This is a genomic window from Sphingobacterium corticibacter (assembly GCF_003076635.1).
Taxonomy (GTDB): domain Bacteria; phylum Bacteroidota; class Bacteroidia; order Sphingobacteriales; family Sphingobacteriaceae; genus Sphingobacterium; species Sphingobacterium corticibacter.
Genome location: NZ_QDKG01000007.1, coordinates 129,364 through 148,896, shown reverse-complemented (window position 1 = coordinate 148,896; position 19,533 = coordinate 129,364). Strand labels below are relative to the sequence as shown.

The window sequence follows — 19,533 nt, the reverse complement described above, 5'->3', positions numbered from 1 at the left end:
CACTACATGAGAAGAGCCGTAGATATTGCCGTCATATCCGACATTCACTTAGGTACGCATGGTTGCAGAGCAGACGAACTGCTTCAATACCTGCACTCGATTAAGCCCAATTATCTGGTTCTCAACGGAGATATCATCGATATCTGGCAATTTAAGAAGAGTTATTTTCCCGAATCTCATTTCCGAGTATTAAAATGTTTGCTAGATATGGCCTATTCTGGCTGCCAGGTGGTGTACATTACCGGTAATCATGATGAGATGCTCCGTAAATTTGGACCAATGCACTTTGGTAAAATTCAGTTTGCCAACAAGTTGCTGCTGGATATAAACGGTGAAAAAACTTGGATCTTTCATGGCGATGTGTTTGATGCTTCCATTCAACACTCCAAATGGATCGCAAAGTTAGGTGGTTGGGGTTACGATCGTTTGATTCAACTCAATACCTTGATCAATGCCGTTTTAGTTCGGATGGGGCGCGAGAAATATTCGCTTTCCAAGCGCATTAAGAACTCCGTAAAGAAAGCAGTCAAATTTATCTCCGATTTTGAGAAAACAGCATCTGAGCTCGCTATTGAAAATCAGTATGATTACGTGATTTGTGGTCATATTCATCATCCAACGATCCAAACCGTGGAAACCAAAAAAGGTTCCTGTGTCTATATGAATTCGGGCGACTGGATTGAGAATTTATCGGCGCTAGAATACAAAAACAATGCGTGGAGCATCTTCTTATACGAAGAAAATAGTCATCTTCTCAATCAGCAAGTATTTGATGAATACAAATTCAAGCATTCGATCGAGGATCTACTCAGCAGCATTATCAAAGGAGATTTATAGGCGTTCGATATCGGCCAATTGTTCTTGAACGTACTTTTCTGTTAGGGGATCAGAGAAATTGCCCTGTTCGTTGAGTTCATTTTGTATGTGCGCAATGTGGATTTTTAGCGGCATCACATGCATGCGCATATAATGGCACACACCAGTAAAGTGATCCACGCCACGCACATTGCCATACTTCCCTGTAGATATGCCCACAAGAGCCGCTTTTTTGTGGTGAAAAGAAGCTGGGTAAGCACAAGCATCCATAAACACTTTCAGAATACCGGGATAGCTACCATTATACTCTGGCACGATAAATATAAAACGCTTTGCTTCAGAGACAGTTTTTTGAATCGGGGCAAATGCATCACTGCGCTTTCCATACAAATCAGATACAATGAGATCGTTGGGCAGGCTGTCTAACGACAGAATATCCCACTGCTGTCCCTTTCTACTCAATTCCTGCTGATAGTACTGTGCTACACGGGATGAATTATTCCTTGGACGATTCGTTCCCACGATGATTAAATCCATATCTATGTTTGGTCTTATTGCTGGCAAAATGCATGAATCAAATGTCGGACTACAGCTAATTTTTTGCTAACTTAGCGTCCTGAGATTTGAAGCTTTCGCGGCTCTTAAAAGTAGCAAATTTAACATGTTTTAAGTAGGATCAAAATCTTTAGAATGTTATCTTGCTAGCATGTAGCTGCAGAATTAATCGGTTCATACTCAGTTATAGGTTATCATCAATATGGGAAAAATCATTGCCATTGCAAATCAAAAAGGCGGCGTTGGGAAAACAACGACCGCTATTAATCTTGCCGCTAGTCTAGCAGTATTGGAATATAAAACCTTACTGATCGATGCAGACCCGCAGGCAAACTCTACATCCGGAATCGGTTTCGATCCGCGGGAGATAAAGACAAGTGTGTACGAGTGTTTGGTCAATGATTTAGCTCCTCACGATGCGATCAGACAAACGGAAACGCCGCACTTGGATCTTCTACCAGCACATATCGACTTGGTCGGTGCAGAAATTGAGATGATTAATCTCAACGAGCGCGAGTACCGGATGAAAAATGTTCTCGACACGATCAAGAACGATTATGATTTTATCATTATCGATTGTTCTCCATCTTTAGGATTGATTACCATCAATGCACTTACGGCATCGGATTCGGTTATCATCCCAGTGCAGTGTGAATATTTTGCCTTGGAAGGACTGGGCAAATTGCTTAATACCATTAAAATCGTTCAAAATAGATTAAATACCGAGCTGGAAATAGAAGGTATACTACTTACCATGTACGATGTGAGACTTCGATTGTCTAATCAGGTGGTGGAAGAAGTGCGTACGCACTTTACCGATTTGGTGTTTGATACCATCATTCAGCGAAATACACGTCTAAGTGAAGCTCCGAGTTATGGTATCTCGGTTATTATGCACGATGCATCGTGCAAAGGCGCGATCAATTATTTAAATCTGGCGCGCGAAATCTTACAAAAGAACGGTCTTTTGTCGGTAGAAAACAAAGAATCAGCGACAGTATAGAAGAGATATGGCAGCACAACAGCGAAAAATAGGATTGGGTAAGGGTTTAGGTGCATTGCTTCAAGATGAGGATATCAACAGAGGACAATCTGCTACTAAGATAAATACCGAGAACATAGACCGACAGTCGGAAGCGAAGCCCGTTGGTGGGATCAATTTTATAGAAGTCGCTCACGTAGAGATAAATCCATTTCAGCCGCGTACGGAATTTGATGAGGTTGCTTTACAAGAGCTCTCGGACTCTATCAAATTGCAAGGTCTTATTCAGCCGATCACCGTTCGGCAGATGAGTAAGGATTCGTACCAACTCATCAGCGGTGAGCGTAGATTACGCGCCTCCAAATTGGCAGGAATCACAGCTATACCGGCATATGTGCGCACAGCCAATGATCAGCAGATGCTGGAAATGGCGTTGATCGAAAATATTCAGCGCGAAAACCTAAATGCGATGGAAGTGGCGTTGAGCTTTCAGCGCATGATTGAAGAGTGTAATTTGAAACAAGAGGAGCTTGGCGAGCGTGTTTCTAAGAATAGAAGTACAGTGACCAACTACCTTCGTCTTTTGAAATTACCTCCAGTAATACAAGCTTCGATACGCGATGGTCAGCTATCTATGGGACACGCACGCGCACTGATCAATATTGGCGACGAAGAAAAACAGCTTTTTGTATTTCAGCAGATTGTAGAGCAAAGCTTATCTGTTCGTAAAGCCGAAGAGCTGGTGCGTGCTATACAACAAGGACAAGCAGAGGCAGAAACCAATGCGAAAGCAGAAGGGACGAAGAAGACGTTGAATTTTCAATATCAGAAGATACAGGATGATTTGGCCTCTCGATTTGCTGCGAGCGTCAAGCTTAATATGAAAAATAGTAAAGGAAAAGGAGCTATCGAAATCCCATTTGATTCCGAAGATGATCTTGGTCGTATTTTGGAGTTGCTTGACTGGTAATTGTATGCGGTATCTCGGCGTTTTATTGTTTACATTTTTATGCTGGGGAACCCTGCAAGCACAAGATCGCGACAGTATCATCCGTACAGCGGATAGTATGTCCAATAGCATATTAGCCGACTCGGTGCGAGCCAACGTCGAGAAGAAAGAAACACGTGCTGAACGCCGTGCTCGAACTCGAGAGGAGAAGGAACGCGAAAAATACTATTTTAAAGGTGTTCTGAAAGATTCTGCTCGTTTAGAGATTGAGCGTGTATCTCGTGTCGCTTGGCGGCGATCGGCAATCTTGCCGGGTTGGGGTCAATATACCAATGGCGGTTTGTGGTGGGTAAAAGTGCCGGTGATATATGGCGGATTAGTAGCCGGATATCTTACTTTTGATTATTGGAATTACTTTTACCGCGAATATCAGACAGAGCTGCAGTATCGTTATAATAACACAGGCGAGCCGTCGGATGGCCCTTTAGGGAATAGACCAACAGGTTCTGAACCAGCACTTATCCGCCAAAGAGATAACATGCGACGTAATCGCGATTTGGTGATATTGGCCACTTTAGGTTGGTATGGATTAAATATCGTCGAAGCTTACGTAGATTCTATGTTAAGTAATCGCTGGAATATCAGCGATGATTTGTCTTTTAGAGTAACGCCGACAGTGATACCTACCTATCCCAGCGGCATGGCAACGAATTCACGCTTTGGCGCAGCTTCTTTGTTTACTCCAGGCTTGAAACTAACAGTAAACTTAAATTAAAATATCAACCAATTACAGTATAAGAATGAAAATTGGATTATTAGGATATGGCAAGATGGGGCAGCTTATTGAGCGGTATGCCATCAAAAGAGGACATGAGGTTGCATGGGCTATCGGTTCAAGTAGCCGAGAAGATATAACATCTGTGGATCTAAAAAACGCGGACATTGCGATCGATTTTAGTAAACCAGATGCGGCGTTAGATAATATCAGTCTTTGTTTTGAGCATGATCTTCCGATCGTGGTAGGCACCACAGGTTGGTACGATCATTTGGAAGAAGTCAAGGCAACATGTGTAGATGCTAATCAATCCATGCTCTATGGGTCTAATTTTAGTATTGGTGTCAATGTCTTTTTTCATGTAAACAAGTTGTTGGCAAAGGCGATAAGTCCTTACAAACAATATGATACGCAGGTAGAAGAGATCCACCATATTCATAAATTGGATGCACCAAGCGGTACGGCGATTACGATTGCAGAAGGTATTTTGGACGCTTATACGGATAAAGATAATTGGGTGAACCGCTTAGAAGGTTCGGGTGAGGAAATCATTCCGGCAAAGAACGAATTACTCATCGAGAGTTTGCGACTGGAGGAAGTGCCGGGTACGCACACCGTATTATACAGTTCAGAAGTCGATCAGATTGAGTTTAAGCATACGGCGCACAGCCGAGATGGTTTTGCCTTAGGAGCGGTAGTCGCAGCAGAGTGGTTAGTTGGTCGTAAAGGATTCTACCAAGTGACAGAAATGTTTGATTTTAATAAGTAGTATACATGATCTATTATATTTTATTTGCCCTATTTCTCATCGTATCATGGTACGGTCTTTTTCTATTATTCAGAAAAGCAGGAAAACAGGGTTGGGAAGCTTTTATTCCTTTTTATCGTGAGGTAATATTTGCCGATTTAGTGGCGCGACCGCGTTGGTGGGTGCTTTGGTTATTAGTACCGATTGTCAATGTATTTGTATTCTTCGGATTGTATTTTGACCTGTTGAAAAGCTTTGGCAAACGTCGATTTTGGGAAACCGCCGCTGCGGTACTCGTTCCCTTTATTGTATTACCAATTTGGGGTCGGGATGCCACGGTAAAATACTTAGGCCCATCCAATACCGAAGAGTTTAAAAAGAAATATCCGTATAAGAAATCTGCGGTGCGCGAATGGACTGATGCTATTATATTTGCGACTGTGGCTGCATCACTGATCCGTAGCTTTTTGATCGAACCCTATGTGATCCCGACCGGTTCTATGGAGCGGACTTTATTAATTGGTGATTTCTTATTTGTGAGTAAGTTGAATTATGGAGCACGGATTCCAATGACTCCTTTGGCTTTCCCGTTCGCTCATCATACGATGCCAATCACGGGCGGCAAAGCCTATTCGGAGTGGATCAAAATCCCGTACAAGCGCTTACCAGGATTTCAACAAATCAAAAGAAATGATGTAGTCGTATTCAATTATCCGATGGATGCTGATGCGCCATTCGAAAGACCGGTCGATAAACGCGAGAATTATGTGAAGCGCTGTGTAGGTATGCCTGGCGACGTGATCACCATGAAAAGCGCGCAGCTATTTGTTAATGGGGAAGAAGCGTTCGAAAGTCATAATCTTCAACCCAGCTATATCGTGGTCACCGAACAGCCATATGGCCTAGATTTGAATCGATTGGTGGAGAAGCGCTACGAGTTAAGCACGTATCTAAACGATCCGTCCAGAGGAGTATATGTACTGCACATCACACGCGAAGAAGCAGAAGAAGTGCGAAAATGGAATAATGTGAAAGAAGTGATTGAGCAGGTATACGGACCAGATGATAATTCGGAAATGGCACAAGCATTTCCATTCTACAAAGATGGTACGGTCTGGAATTACGACAACTTTGGTCCATTCACTATTCCTAAAAAAGGGTGGACTGTCAAGTTGGATAGCAAAACTTTACCATTATATATCCGTGCTATCACCGTATACGAAGGCAATACCTTAGAAGAGCGTGCCGATGGGCTTTATCTAAATGGTAAATTAGCCGATAGCTACACCTTTAATATGGATTATTACTGGATGATGGGTGATAATAGACATAACTCCTTAGATTCACGTGGCTGGGGTTTTGTTCCTGAAGACCATATTGTTGGTAAAGCAGTATTGACTTTTATGAGTTATGATGAAGACGGAACTTTCTTATCGAAGATCCGTTGGAATAGAATTTTTAGAGGTATCAATTAAGTAAACTATATTAAATCGAAAGGCGCACCAATAGATTGGTGCGCCTTTCGATTTAACAAGTAGGAAGGTTTTACGCTTTGAGCGCAGCCAAATATCTTTTGATCGTTTCTTCCAATCCAAGAAACAACGCATCCGCCACCAAAGCATGGCCGATACTCACCTCCAATAACCCTGGAATACGCTCGTTGAAAAACGCCAGATTATGCAAATCAAGATCATGTCCGGCATTCAGCCCCAAGCCCATTTCACGCGCCTTTAATGCTGCTTTAAAGTAAGGTTCAATGGCTTTTTCTTTGTCGTAGCCAAACTCCGCCGCATAGGCTTCGGTGTACAATTCCACGCGATCTGCGCCAGTTTCTGCGGCTGCTTCTACCATTTCCTCCACAGGATCTACAAAAAGCGAAACACGTATGCCTTCCTGTTGGAAATGGCTTACCATGTCGCGTAAGTAAAGTTTATGTTTTATGGTATCCCAGCCGTGGTTTGACGTGATTTGCTCATTGGCATCCGGTACCAAAGTTACTTGCGTCGGTTTGTTCGCCAACACCAGCTCCACAAACTTATCTTCTTGACAGTTGCCTTCGATATTAAATTCGGTTTGGATTTCTTTCTTTAGATCATACACATCTTGATATCGAATATGGCGTTCATCTGGTCTTGGGTGTACCGTGATTCCTTGTGCACCAAAACGTTCACAAGCGATCGCAGTCGTGAGTACATTGGGAATATTGCCGCCACGTGCGTTGCGCAAGGTGGCGATTTTATTGATATTTACAGATAATTTAGTCATGTGCGGTAGCTTGTTGTCTCACAAATATAATGAATATAAAATGGCTGCAATTGGCTTAAATTATATAAGAGTCATAGTACAGGTTGCAGAATATTCATTAAATTGCAGAGTATATGCAAGGACTGGATTTTAATCTTCTGAGTGGTTTCCGCTGGTTCGATTTTATCGACATTTTGTTGGTGGCCATTATCATTTACTATGTATATAGTTTGATAAAAGGTACTATTGCCGTCAACATCTTGATCGGGGTCGGTTTGTTTTATGGTATTTACCTGGTCGTGAAACAATTGGAGATGCGTCTATTAACTGAGATCTTTGGCGGCTTTATCTCGGTAGGATCCATTGCATTGATTGTAGTATTCCAGCAAGAAATTAGACGTTTTCTGTTGCATATTGGTAAAAACATATCCATGCGTCGCAAGAAGTTTATCTGGTCATTCTTCGGTGCTCGCAAAGCCGTGGAAGGAGATCGATCGGAACTGATCAAGCCTATTGTAGATGCCTGCCGAAGTTTGGCAAAATCACAGACCGGTGCTTTGTTGGTATTCTCGCGTCATTTCGACGAAGAATATTATCAATCCAGTGGAGAATACATTGATGCGCCAATTTCAAAACGATTGTTGGAGTCCATATTTTTTAAGAACTCACCACTGCATGATGGGGCTGTGGTCATTGTTGATTTTCGGATTATGACCGCTAGTTCGGTATTGCCACTGTCGGATAGTGAAGATTTGCCACCGCAGTTTGGTTTGCGGCATCGTGCCGCCATTGGTGTGACGGAAGTTTCCGAGGCCGTTTCCGTTATTGTATCTGAAGAGACGGGAGAGATTTCCTTTGCCAAGGATGGTAATGTAAACATGAACCTTTCGGCCGAGGAGCTGGAAGCTATTCTTAAAGAAGAATTATAATTTTTCATCTACTAAAAAGCCGTCTGTACGACTGCTCCTCCTAAAGGAGCTTATACAGACGGCCTGAATATCTTACTGCTTACTTCGCGGCTTTAAGCGCTTGTGTATTCAATTTGATGTATTCTGAATTGTTTGCTTGTGTAGCCATATCAATTCCTTCTTGCGCAGCTTTAGCAGCACCTGCTTTGTCACCTGCTTTTGTCAGAATTTGAGCCTTCCAATATTTAATGTGTGGCGCTTTGGTATTTCCTTTGTCTGCTTCCTCAATCCACGTTACCGCTTTAGCGATGTCAAGGTTATTTTGGAAATAATATTGCGCTGCTTGGAAATAAGGTTTTTTCTCTCCTTTCATTGCATTATCCAAAGAAGCCATGATTTCTTTAGTCTGATCAACAGATATGGTGAATGGAACTGCTACATTTTCCCAGCTCATCACTACATCGACACTATTTTTGGTCACATTTTCAAAGTTGATGCTGAAAGTTTCTACTTTCTTATTCAGCTTAACTGGTTTTGCGGTAAAACGAAGCAAATCATCTTCTTGTTTATACGTGTAAGCGCCCCACTGTTCCGCAGTTTTATTTAAGATGATTGTCCAATCTCCTTTATTAGGAATGGTAAACAAACCATACGTTCCGGCAGGTACCGTTTTACCTTGAATCGTTACTTCGCTATCGAAAGTAATCGCAGTAGCGTTGTTTGCTCCGGTGCGCCATACTTCACCATAAGGAACTAATCCGCCAAATACAGTTCGTCCATTGCTATTAGGACGCTGATACGTGAGTGAGATCTTGCTAATACCTAATCCTTGCGATACTTGCTGCGTGCTACTTGCAGGTGGCAATTTCGCTTGTGCCTGAGCCGATGATGCTCCAGATAAGATCGCTAATGCCACGATACATGCTGATAGTGTTTTTTTCATAGTTGATATTTTATGCTAAATTATCAAACATTAAACCGATATGCAATAGGCGGATGCAGATGACATCTTGTCACGCATTCTAAGATTTAATTCTTAACTTTGTCTCTTTGAGAAATGGACATGTTAGACTTATTACACACAACCAAAACACACGATGAAACTCGTCAAGGCGAGGCACTTGATATGGTGCCTACAGGAGCTAGCAACGGGCGAAAACTTTATATCGAGAGCTACGGTTGCCAGATGAATTTTTCGGACAGTGAGATTGTAGCATCTATACTGATTGATCGTGGTTTTGAGACCACGAAAGACTTTAAAGATGCGGATGTGGTGTTTATCAATACCTGCTCTATACGCGAAAATGCCGAACAGCGTGTTCGGAATAGATTGAAGGAATTTGAATCTGCCAAAGCGCGTAATCCAGGGATGATCGTAGGCGTATTGGGCTGTATGGCAGAGCGTCTTAAAGCCAAGTTTTTGGAAGAAGAAAAGTTGGTGGATGTAGTCGTCGGGCCAGATGCTTACCGTGATCTTCCTAATCTGATTGAGCAGGTAGATGATGGTGCGAAAGCTGTCAATGTACTATTGTCTCGCGAAGAAACATATGCAGACATTAGCCCGGTGCGATTGAATTCCAACGGCGTAGCCGCATTCATATCCATCATGCGTGGCTGTGATAATATGTGCTCATTCTGCGTCGTTCCTTTCACGCGTGGTCGAGAGCGTAGTCGCGACCCGCAGTCCATCGTACAAGAAGCCAAAAATCTTTTTGAGGCTGGATATAGAGAAGTGACGTTGTTGGGTCAGAATGTGGATTCGTACAAGCACGCTCAGAAAAATGAAGATGGCTCAGAGTCGGCAGCAACGGTCAACTTCGCCACGCTATTAGCTATGGTGGCCGAAGTCAATCCATTGTTGCGCGTTCGATTCTCCACCTCACATCCAAAAGATATTACCGACGAGGTATTGCACACGATTGCTCGTTACGAGAATATTTGTAACTACATCCATTTGCCAGTGCAGTCGGGCAATTCACGGATTTTAGATATCATGAACCGTACTTACGATCGCGAATGGTACATCGATCGTGTCGATGCGATTCGTCGTATTATTCCTGGTTGTGCTATATCTACCGACGTGATTACCGGATTTTGTACCGAGACAGAAGAAGAGCATCAAGATACCATCTCTATGATGGAATACGTAAAATACGATTTTGCCTACATGTTTGCCTATTCAGAAAGACCGGGAACATTGGCCGCCAAGCGTTTCGAAGATGACGTGCCAGAGGAGGTAAAGAAACGTCGCTTGACCGAGATTGTCGCTTTGCAACGTACGCACGGACATGAGCGTATTCAAGATTACGTAGGCAAAGTGCACCGTGTATTGATCGAAGGATTATCCAAGCGTTCGGATCAACATTATTGCGGTCGCAATGACCAGAATGCGATGTTGGTATTCCCGTTAGATGCTCGGTATAAAGCTGGCGATTATGTAGATGTATTGGGAGAAAGTTGTACTTCAGCAACTTTAATTGGAAAAATAATCAATTAAAAAAGGCGCTAAAAGCTAAATTGTACCCATGGTGGATCATCAGGATTTAAAAAGTAGATTTGGAATTATTGGCAATTCGCCTTTATTAAATCGTGCACTCGATATCGCCCGTCAGGTCGCACCGACGGATATCTCTGTATTGATCCAAGGTGAAAGCGGTTCTGGAAAGGAAGTTTTTTCCCATATTATTCACCAGCTGAGCGCGCGCAAGCATGGTCCATTTATCGCCGTCAACTGTGGCGCTATCCCAGAGGGAACGATTGACTCGGAGTTGTTTGGCCACGAGAAAGGCTCTTTCACGGGCGCGACCGAAGCGCGCAAAGGGTATTTTGAAGTCGTCGATGGCGGTACTATCTTTTTAGATGAAGTTGGCGAATTGCCATTAGGCACGCAAGCGCGGCTATTACGCGTACTAGAATCTGGCGAGTACATTCGTGTAGGATCCTCCAAAGTGCAGAAAACAAACGTTCGCGTGGTCGCTGCTACCAATGTAGATATGTACACCGCCGTACAAAAAGGCAAATTTCGGGAAGATCTATATTATCGGTTGAATACCGTACCCTTGAAAATTCCAGCCTTAAGAGAGCGTCCTGAAGATATCTATTTATTGTTTCGGAAGTTCGTGGTTGATTTTGTGGATAAATACCGTACACCGAGCATTCAGTTGTTGCCCGATGCGCAAGATTTATTAGTCAGCTACAATTGGCCGGGAAATGTTCGCCAGCTGAAAAATATCGCAGAGCAAGTGGCTGTTTTAGAAAGAGAACGTAATATCAATGCGGCCATCTTGAGCAACTACATTCCGGCTGACGCGAAGCAATCTAATCTGCCCGTTTTTGTAAACGAACAGAATAAGGATGATTTTTCAGAGCGAGATTTGCTCTACAAAGTCCTGTTTGATATGAAACGCGATATGGTGGATCTGAAGAAATTAGTGGTCGAGCTGCTGCAAAATGGCATCAATGCGGGTACGTATGAACAAAACTCTCCAGTAATCAATCAGCTTTATAAAGACATTGATAATAATAGTGGAAATGTAGCTGCGCGGATGAGTGATGAATATGGCTTACCTTCGCCAGCGACATTAACCATTCACAACCCGAATAGACCGAAACCGGCAAATGGCGAATACCGTTATAACGCGCAAGATGTAGAAGAGATAGAAGAATCCTTGTCGTTGGTAGACAAAGAATCTGACTTAATTAAGCGCGCTTTGAAAAAGCACAAAGGTAAGCGCAAAGCAGCAGCACAAGAATTGGGTATTTCTGAGCGCACCCTTTACCGTAAGATTAAAGATTTGAACCTAGATTAAGACTCCGTTTATGAATCATCATAAATCCATACTTACTGTCATCATCACTGCTGTCATGCTAATTTTTACCACGCAAAGTTGTGGGGTAAAGTATAGCTTGAGTGGCGGCAGTATCCCTGAAAATATGAATACCTATACGGTAGAATTCTTTGAGAATATTGCCCCCATGGTGATTACTTCTTTAGGTCAAGACTTTACGGAGGGATTAAAAGAGCGGATAAGAACACAATCTAGATTGAATCAAGTAGACCAGAATGGAGATGCGATTTTTGAGGGCGTGATCACGAACTATACCATATCTTCTGCCGGTGTAGAAGCGAATACGAATCTTGCCGCATTAAATAGGTTGTCTATCACGGTAAAGGTGAAATACACCAATCGAAAAGATGAATCTGGTGAAAGTGATTATGAAGAAAACTTTACACAATTTAGAGAATTTCGAGGAACAGTTAACACAAATACCGAGCTACAGCTGACGAGAGAAATCATTCAGATGTTGACAGAGGATATCTATAATAGGACATTCAATAACTGGTAAGTCAAGGCCCGTCATGAACCAAGCATCTACATCAAATATCAAAAAATTATTTGCCGAAGCATTGCGAGATCCGAATGCCGTATCCGATGTGGATTTTCAATTGCTTTTTTCCGAATATCCTTTCGCTCAGGCGCTTGTATTTGCCTATCAATGTCGTCGGTCGACTGCTACCGATCCAAGTGTGCACGCCACTGTACAGAAGGCATTACTTCATACCGATAATCGGTATTGGTTGTACGATCTGGTCGAGCAACGTGCCGATAATATTGCGGATGAAAATTGGGTAGAAGAGGAAGAGATTGAGCCAGATGCGATCGAAGAGGAAATTGCGGCAACTGCTATAGAACAAGAGGAGGTTGAAACCGAAAATACAGGCGATGAACTTGCGGACTTGATCTTTGAGCAAGCGCAATCAGCCGACTATTTTGCGTTGGAGAAAACAACGGAAGGAGCTGAACCAAGCACCGATATAGCCGCTGTAACTCCTGTAGAGCCAAGTGTAAAAGATGCTGATAGTGAGGAAGATTTAAGCGTATACGACGACGAGTTGATGCCTTACAGTTTTCGCTGGTGGCTATACAAAATGCGCCTCAAACACGCAGACACCTACCAGCCTTTCATCAATTTACAATCGCTCACGACACGTGCTGATGGTCAGTTTGTGCCGTCAAAATTTGATGAGACAATTTTAGATCATCAGATCAGAGAGAATATCTTCCACTTGCAAGATCCGGAAGATAAGCTAAGTGCAGCGATCCGGCAGAAAACGGTGGAGGTATCCATGCCGAAGAAAACCGATGCGGTGATCGAGCGCTTTATTCGAGAAGAACCTCAAATACAGCCACCTACACCCGATGTCGTCAACAATGAAAACAAAGCTAGAAAGAGCGCGGAAGACCATTTCTCGTTGGTCACGGAGACATTGGCCAATATTTATATCGAGCAAGGATTGTATCCGAAAGCTGCCGACGTTTTTAGGAAATTAATTTCGATTAATCCAGAAAAAAAAGCGTACTTTGCGAGCCGAATTGAAGAATTAGAACAAAAATTTTAATATTTATATAGTATGGTTACCCTAATCATTATTTTAATTGTATTAGCCAGTGTGTTACTTGGTTTGATCGTGTTAATACAAAACCCTAAAGGTGGAGGTTTATCTTCTGGTTTCGCAGGCGGTTCTAACCTTATGGGCGTGCAACGTACCGGAGATTTCTTAGAAAAAGGAACTTGGGCATTGGCTATCGCATTGATGGTTTTTTGTTTAGGTCTTAACATGGTTGGCCCAAGCGGATCTACAGGTTCATCCGATAGATTGAACGACCAATTGGAAGCACCAATGCAAAATAATCCAGGATTGAATATTCCAACAAACGAAGCACCTGCACCTACTGCTGCACCAGCTGCTGGTGATACAAGTGCGAACTAAGCGTAAGTAAATAATTTCTCATTATACAAAAAGATCGGCCTTCATCTAGATGAAGGCCGATCTTTTTGTATAGCACATTTTTTAAATGTAGCGGTTAATCAGGTTTTCTAAGAATTCCTGTTGACCACTTCTCACTTCTGGTTCGCCATTTGCTGCCGCAAAGTCACGCAAAGTTTCTAACGTATGGCCACCTTTTTCGAAAGAGGCACCTTCGCCATCGTCGAATGAGCTGTAGCGATTTTTACGAATTTTTTGATAATCTGAGTTGGTCAAGATACGATCGGCAGTTACCAATGCTCTGGCAAACAGATCCATACCACCTACGTGTGCATGTACTAGATCGGCCAAATCCGTAGAATTACGACGGATTTTAGCATCAAAGTTGACACCGCCACCTTGGAATCCACCAGCTTCTAAAATAATCAACATACATTCTGTCAATTCATTGATATCATTTGGAAACTGATCTGTATCCCAACCATTTTGGTAATCGCCACGGTTTGCATCCATAGATCCTAGCAATCCGGCATCTACAGCCACTTGGAGCTCATGCTGGAAAGTATGTCCAGCTAGCGTCGCGTGATTCACTTCTAAGTTGAGTTTGAAGTCGCACAATAGATCATATTGGCGTAAGAAGCCGGTCACCGTTGCCGCATCATAATCATATTGATGTTTTGATGGCTCACATGGCTTTGGTTCGATGAAAAAAGTACCTTTAAAACCATTTTTGCGGGCGTAATCTTTGGCTAAATGCAGGAATTTGGCTAAGTGCTCCTGCTCACGCTTCATATTCGTATTAAGCAATGACATATAGCCTTCTCTACCACCCCAGAAAACATAGTTTTCGCCACCTAAAGCGATAGTGGCGTCCAAAGCCGCTTTTACTTGCGCTGCACCATGTGCCAATACATGAAAATCTGGATTCGTAGCAGCACCATTCATATAGCGAGGATTGCTGAATAAATTCGCCGTACCCCACAATAGTTTTACCCCACTATCTTGTTGTTTTTGCTTGGCATAAGCAACGATTTGCTGTAAGCGATTCTCATTCTCCACCACATCGTTGGTGAAGTCGACTAAATCTACATCATGAAAACAATAGTAGGGGATTTGTAATTTGGTGATAAATTCAAACGCGGCATCCATCTTGTCTTTAGCACGAGCTAATGGATCGCTTTGCTTATCCCAAGGGAAGATATGCGTAGCGCCACCAAATGGATCTCCGCCATCACCATTAAAGGAATGCCAGTAAGCGCAGGCAAACTTAAAATGTTCGGCCATCGTTTTGCCTGCCACGATCTGATCTGGATTGTACCAGCGGAAAGCGAGTGGATTGTCGCTCTCCAAACCCTCAAACTGGATTTGTTTAATGTCTTTAAAAAATTCTTTTTCGCCTGTTAACACGTTCATATGATATTTGTATTTAATTTCTGAGTTAATTGTTCTTTCCAGTTTTGGTACAATTCCTCGTACCGGTCTGTCAAACCTTTTTCAGGAGCAAAGTCTGCAATCACTTGCAGACCTTTAAGAGCTTCTTTCGCATCGCGATATACGTGAGCACCCATGCCCGCTCCTAATGCTGCACCTACACTGCCATCGTTTTGGTATAATTCTAATGGCGTATTGGTAGTGGACACAAAAGACGATCTAAATACGTCACTTTTGAATAAATTGGCGTGCCCTGCACGGATTACCTTTGGCGTCATGCCATTCTCTCGCATAATATCTAAGCCGTAACGAAAGGCAAATGCTATTCCTTCTTGCGCTGCGCGAAAAAGAGAAGCGCTATCGTGCCGATTGAAGTCGATATCCATAATCGAAGCTTGTATCATACGATCATTGAGCATGCGTTCTGCACCATTACCGAAAGGGAATATGCTTAAACCTTGAGCTCCGACTGGCGCTGTAGCAGCGATCTCATTAATCTTGTCGTAGGAGAGTCCATGCCCCGCAATTTTGCGGATCCAGTTATACAAAATTCCTGTTCCATTGATGCAAAGCAACACGCCAGTGCGCGTTGTCGCTTCGTGATGGTTTACATGGGCAAATGTGTTTACACGAGATTGTTGGTCGTACACCAATTGGTCGCTTACGCCGTAGATAACCCCTGATGTACCAGCCGTAGCAGCTACTTCTCCCGCTTGCATGACATTGAGTGAAAGCGCATTGTTGGGTTGATCTCCGGCTTTGTAAGTAACATGCACATCGTGCGCTAATCCAAGTTCATCTGCGATGGTAGGAAGAATCCGTCCGTGATCTGCAAAAACGGGATGAATAGCGGGAATCACAGTAGCGTCCAACTCGTAGTGATCAAGAATAGTCTTTGATACGCTATTTGTAGAAAAATCCCACAATACACCTTCCGACAATGCGCTATTAGTAGTGCAATATTCTCCGGTAAGTCGGTACGATACAAAATCGCCCGGCAGTAAGAGATGCTTGGTTTTTTGATAGATTTCGGGTTCATTCTCTTTCACCCATTTAAATTTAGATGCGGTGAAATTCCCTGGAGAATTTAAATGTGTGCGCAGTATCGCTTGCTCGCCCAAATCGCGAAAAGCTTGTTGACCGATCGGCACCGCACGGCTATCGCACCAGATAATGGAATTACGTAGGGCATTGCCATCGGCATCCAATAAAACCAAACCATGCATTTGATAGGCAATACCGATACATTTAATATCTGCTGGATTATACGCGCCCGAGGCATGCGCTTTACGAATTCCGATCTGAATATGTTGCCACCACATATTCGGATCTTGTTCTGCCCAGCCCGCTTCTGGGGAATGGATGGGACTTTCTTCTTCCGGATAACTCACCGTAGCCAATGTTTTTTGACTTTCGTGATCTACGACGGAGATTTTGATGGAGGATGTACCCAGGTCTATACCAAGTAAAAGCATATTGTCATCGATTAGGTTTAAGTGCAAGCGCTTGCATAAATCTAGTTAGATTATTTTATATTTACAATTAATTGTAAAAAACCTAACGTGAAAAAAAGAACCACGATTTATGATATTGCAAAAGCGCTAAACACTACCATATCTACCGTTTCTCGCGCATTGAATAATTCAGACCTAATTAGTGATGCTACGAAAGATGCAGTGCGTAAGATGGCTGAAGAAATGAATTACCGCCCGAATAAGGTTGCTTCTTCCTTAAGTTCCGGTAAAACCTATATTATTGGCGTAATTGTGCCTAGTGCACAAATTCATTTTTTCTCTGCTTTTATTTCGACTTTGGAGCTACATTTCAAGCGTGCCGGATATTCCATCATTTTGTATCAAAGCAATGAGTCCTTGCAATCTGAGCAAAATGGTATTGCTACATTGTTGGAGGCGCAGGTAGATGGTATTATTATTTCGCCTTCTCTGGAAACCACGGATTTCAGTCATCTGCAAAAAGTACATGAGGAGCATAAGGCTTTGTTGGTTTTTGACCGAATAGACGACCGCATTCATGCACCAAAGGTGGCCATTGATGATGAACGCGCCGGTTACTTAGCTACTTCGCACCTGATCAAATCAGGGTACAAACGCATTGCTTTCGCATCTACAGCCAGCACGATTAAGATTTTTGAAGATCGTTTCTCTGGTTATACCCGTGCCCTTCGCGAGCATGGATTCTCCATCGATCCTCGTTTTATCGTTCGTGAAGAGATTTCAATAGAAGCAGGCATTCGCGCAGCGCGCCAATTGTTAGATCTACCTACTCGGCCCGATGCCATTATCGGAGGAGATGACTTTACGGCGCTTGGTATATTGAATGTATTGCATGAACGGCAGGTGCAAGCGGGAGAGATTGGTGTGGTAGGCTTCGCCAACCAGACATTCTCAGCGTACATCAATCCTTCGCTTACGACAATAGATCAGCAGGCAGAAAAAATGGGCGAGGAATCGGCTCGATTATTTCTCACGATGTTGCAATCTGCGGATCCGCGTGCATTGTCTGACACGCGAATCATACTCGATCCGATTTTGATTGTGCGAGATTCTACTCGCAAAAACTAGTAAGGTTGATCAAGGTGGAGCTGGATGAGATCGACCATTTTCGCAAATTCCTCCGGCTCGTATCCTATCGATTGGTAAATGATTTTGCCATTGCGATCAATAATCACATTTCTCGGGATCGTATCCGGAGCAAATAAACTATAGACTTTTCTATTCAAGTCTGGATAAAATGGAAAGGTGTAACCGAATTGCGCTACGAAAGGAGTGAGCTTGTCCCAACCTTCTTCTCTGGCCAATACGACAATTTCGAAATCCTCCCGATCCTTGTGCTTATCCCATATTTGCTTTTGCACTTCTGGTAGCTCCTGTCTACACGGCGGGCACCAAGTTGCGAAAAAATTGATCAAGACCACTTTCCCTTCGAGCGTTTCTGTCGATTTCTTCTTACCGTCTTTGGTTTCGATCTCAAAGTACGGCACTTGTTGGCCAACTTTCGTATGCCAGTTTTGCGCGTTGGCATACCAACCATTGATCCATAAAATGCTGATAAAAAGGATATATCTCATGTTTTTTACAGATTAGATACTACGATTAAGTTTAGATCTTTAGATGGCATATTAAACTTGCTGCCGATGTCTTTATTCGTCAGGTTGCCATGATAAAGATAAATGGCACTACGAATGCCGGGATTAGCCCAAATCATATTGTTCATGCCACCACTTTCTCCAATTTCTAACAGAATTGGCGTGAAAATATTAGTCAACGCATACGTAGCCGTTCTCGCTACACGAGATGCGATATTGGGCACGCAGTAGTGAATCACATCGTACTTACGAAAGGTCGGCTGATCGTGTGAGGTCACTTCTGATGTTTCAAAACAACCGCCTTGATCGATGCTTACATCAATAACCACCGAATTAGGCTTCATTCTCGACACCGTTTCCTCCGAGATGAGGCATGGTGCACGGCCATTCTTGGCGCGCATGGCGCCGATCACTACATCACAGGATTGCACCGCTTTGTTCAGCACGACCGGTTGAATAACAGACGTGAATACACGGCTACCCACATTATTTTGTAATCTACGAAGTCGAAATACAGAACTATCAAATACTTTTACCTGTGCGCCAAGGGCAATGGCTGTGCGTGCAGCAAATTCGCCAACGGTGCCGGCACCAATGATTACCATTTCAGTCGGCGGAACGCCGGTAACGCCGCCTAACATCAGGCCTTTACCATCAAAAACATTGCTCAGATATTCCGCTGCAATCAATACAGAAGTGGCTCCAACGATTTCACTCATGGCCCGTACGACCGACAGGTGACAGCCTTCATCCTGTAAATATTCAAAGGATAAAGCGGTAATCTGCTTGCGCATCAAGCTTTTTAACACGTCGAGATCCATCAAAGAAGGCTGATGCGAAGAGAATAACACCTGACGTGGTTTCATCATTTCTACCTCGGCAAGTGTGGGAGGAGAAATCTTGATTAAAATGTCAGACTCATACACGGTACGCGGATCGTGAGTTATCTGTGCACCCTGCTCACTGTAATGATGATCTAAAAAATTGGAAGCATTACCTGCGCCAGATTCTAGAATTATTTCATGGCCATGTTCTACCAATAGCCCGACTGATAGCGGAGTAAGTGCTATCCTATTTTCCTGAAAAGTGATCTCCTTCAGAATCCCAATTTTCAAAGAATTTTTCTGTTTACCCGACAAAGCGGTAGATTCCTTCGTCTGAAAAATAGCTTCATGGGCTATCTTCGCCATACTGCTCATTTTTTTCCCTCATTAATAACATTAAAAATAGGAATAAATAAGTAACTTGG

The 19,533-nt window shown here is 43.0% G+C and carries 20 protein-coding genes; 13 read left to right on the top strand and 7 right to left on the bottom strand.

Annotated features, from left to right (window positions below):
- Positions 1 to 6 precede the first annotated feature (6 nt).
- Positions 7 to 837, top strand: coding sequence for a UDP-2,3-diacylglucosamine diphosphatase (locus DC487_RS15880; RefSeq protein ID WP_116776953.1), 831 nt, complete (start codon positions 7 to 9; stop codon positions 835 to 837).
- On the opposite strand, the gene DC487_RS15875 is transcribed toward DC487_RS15880, so the two are convergent.
- Positions 832 to 1,353 (bottom strand): NADPH-dependent FMN reductase, encoded by a 522-nt coding sequence (locus tag DC487_RS15875; RefSeq protein WP_116776952.1) that lies wholly within the window; start codon positions 1,351 to 1,353, stop codon positions 832 to 834. The two genes, DC487_RS15880 and DC487_RS15875, sit on opposite strands and share 6 nt — an antisense overlap.
- Before the next feature lie 220 nt (positions 1,354 to 1,573).
- Between DC487_RS15875 and DC487_RS15870 the strand changes: the two genes are divergently transcribed.
- The 5 genes from DC487_RS15870 to lepB are packed head-to-tail and all read left to right on the top strand — an operon-like array spanning position 1,574 to position 6,300.
- Entirely contained in the window at positions 1,574 to 2,374 is an 801-nt protein-coding gene (locus tag DC487_RS15870; protein WP_116776951.1) for a ParA family protein, read from the top strand.
- Between the two features lie 7 nt (positions 2,375 to 2,381).
- A complete protein-coding gene (locus DC487_RS15865; RefSeq protein ID WP_116776950.1) occupies positions 2,382 to 3,323 on the top strand; it encodes a ParB/RepB/Spo0J family partition protein in 942 nt (313 codons plus the stop codon).
- 4 nt (positions 3,324 to 3,327) lie between these two features.
- Positions 3,328 to 4,077 carry a DUF5683 domain-containing protein gene (locus DC487_RS15860; protein ID WP_116776949.1) on the top strand — a complete coding sequence of 250 codons (750 nt, stop codon included), beginning with the start codon at positions 3,328 to 3,330 and terminating at the stop codon, positions 4,075 to 4,077.
- Positions 4,078 to 4,102: 25 nt separating this feature from the next.
- Positions 4,103 to 4,846 carry a 4-hydroxy-tetrahydrodipicolinate reductase gene (gene dapB, locus DC487_RS15855; RefSeq protein WP_116776948.1) on the top strand — a complete coding sequence of 248 codons (744 nt, stop codon included), beginning with the start codon at positions 4,103 to 4,105 and terminating at the stop codon, positions 4,844 to 4,846.
- Between the two features lie 5 nt (positions 4,847 to 4,851).
- Positions 4,852 to 6,300 carry a signal peptidase I gene (lepB, locus tag DC487_RS15850; RefSeq protein ID WP_165799114.1) on the top strand — a complete coding sequence of 483 codons (1,449 nt, stop codon included), beginning with the start codon at positions 4,852 to 4,854 and terminating at the stop codon, positions 6,298 to 6,300.
- Between the two features lie 70 nt (positions 6,301 to 6,370).
- Here the strand turns inward: lepB and DC487_RS15845 are convergent, their stop codons facing one another.
- Positions 6,371 to 7,090 carry a pyridoxine 5'-phosphate synthase gene (locus DC487_RS15845; protein WP_116776947.1) on the bottom strand — a complete coding sequence of 240 codons (720 nt, stop codon included), beginning with the start codon at positions 7,088 to 7,090 and terminating at the stop codon, positions 6,371 to 6,373.
- A gap of 113 nt (positions 7,091 to 7,203) precedes the next feature.
- On the opposite strand from DC487_RS15845, the gene cdaA reads away from it, so the two are divergent.
- Entirely contained in the window at positions 7,204 to 7,998 is a 795-nt protein-coding gene (cdaA, locus tag DC487_RS15840; RefSeq protein ID WP_165799113.1) for a diadenylate cyclase CdaA, read from the top strand.
- A gap of 79 nt (positions 7,999 to 8,077) precedes the next feature.
- Here cdaA and DC487_RS15835 read toward each other — a convergent pair whose 3' ends face one another.
- Positions 8,078 to 8,920 carry a DUF2911 domain-containing protein gene (locus tag DC487_RS15835; protein WP_116776946.1) on the bottom strand — a complete coding sequence of 281 codons (843 nt, stop codon included), beginning with the start codon at positions 8,918 to 8,920 and terminating at the stop codon, positions 8,078 to 8,080.
- 120 nt (positions 8,921 to 9,040) lie between these two features.
- On the opposite strand from DC487_RS15835, the gene miaB reads away from it, so the two are divergent.
- The 5 genes from miaB to secG are packed head-to-tail and all read left to right on the top strand — an operon-like array spanning position 9,041 to position 13,750.
- The gene (gene miaB / locus DC487_RS15830) at positions 9,041 to 10,474 is read left to right on the top strand and encodes a tRNA (N6-isopentenyl adenosine(37)-C2)-methylthiotransferase MiaB (protein WP_116776945.1); all 1,434 of its coding nucleotides are present in this window, start codon (positions 9,041 to 9,043) and stop codon (positions 10,472 to 10,474) included.
- Positions 10,475 to 10,505: 31 nt separating this feature from the next.
- Complete coding sequence (locus tag DC487_RS15825) at positions 10,506 to 11,786, top strand: sigma-54 interaction domain-containing protein (protein ID WP_116776976.1); 1,281 nt, start codon at positions 10,506 to 10,508, stop codon at positions 11,784 to 11,786.
- Positions 11,787 to 11,796: 10 nt separating this feature from the next.
- Complete coding sequence (locus DC487_RS15820) at positions 11,797 to 12,324, top strand: LptE family protein (protein WP_116776944.1); 528 nt, start codon at positions 11,797 to 11,799, stop codon at positions 12,322 to 12,324.
- 13 nt (positions 12,325 to 12,337) lie between these two features.
- Complete coding sequence (locus DC487_RS15815; protein ID WP_116776943.1) at positions 12,338 to 13,378, top strand: hypothetical protein; 1,041 nt, start codon at positions 12,338 to 12,340, stop codon at positions 13,376 to 13,378.
- A gap of 12 nt (positions 13,379 to 13,390) precedes the next feature.
- The gene (secG, locus tag DC487_RS15810; protein ID WP_116776942.1) at positions 13,391 to 13,750 is read left to right on the top strand and encodes a preprotein translocase subunit SecG; all 360 of its coding nucleotides are present in this window, start codon (positions 13,391 to 13,393) and stop codon (positions 13,748 to 13,750) included.
- Positions 13,751 to 13,831: 81 nt separating this feature from the next.
- On the opposite strand, the gene xylA is transcribed toward secG, so the two are convergent.
- Complete coding sequence (gene xylA / locus DC487_RS15805; protein WP_116776941.1) at positions 13,832 to 15,160, bottom strand: xylose isomerase; 1,329 nt, start codon at positions 15,158 to 15,160, stop codon at positions 13,832 to 13,834.
- Positions 15,157 to 16,653, bottom strand: coding sequence for a xylulokinase (locus DC487_RS15800; RefSeq protein WP_116776940.1), 1,497 nt, complete (start codon positions 16,651 to 16,653; stop codon positions 15,157 to 15,159). Before DC487_RS15800 ends, xylA begins: the two co-directional genes overlap by 4 nt.
- Before the next feature lie 87 nt (positions 16,654 to 16,740).
- Here DC487_RS15800 and DC487_RS15795 point away from each other — a divergent pair, with 87 nt between their 5' ends.
- The gene (locus DC487_RS15795) at positions 16,741 to 17,760 is read left to right on the top strand and encodes a LacI family DNA-binding transcriptional regulator (RefSeq protein ID WP_116776939.1); all 1,020 of its coding nucleotides are present in this window, start codon (positions 16,741 to 16,743) and stop codon (positions 17,758 to 17,760) included.
- On the opposite strand, the gene DC487_RS15790 is transcribed toward DC487_RS15795, so the two are convergent.
- Both DC487_RS15790 and DC487_RS15785 read right to left on the bottom strand, forming a co-directional pair.
- The gene (locus DC487_RS15790) at positions 17,757 to 18,266 is read right to left on the bottom strand and encodes a TlpA family protein disulfide reductase (RefSeq protein WP_116776938.1); all 510 of its coding nucleotides are present in this window, start codon (positions 18,264 to 18,266) and stop codon (positions 17,757 to 17,759) included. The genes DC487_RS15795 and DC487_RS15790 overlap by 4 nt on opposite strands.
- A gap of 5 nt (positions 18,267 to 18,271) precedes the next feature.
- On the bottom strand, positions 18,272 to 19,483 hold the full coding sequence (locus tag DC487_RS15785; protein ID WP_116776937.1) for an alanine dehydrogenase: 1,212 nt from the start codon (positions 19,481 to 19,483) through the stop codon (positions 18,272 to 18,274).
- Positions 19,484 to 19,533: the final 50 nt, after the last annotated feature.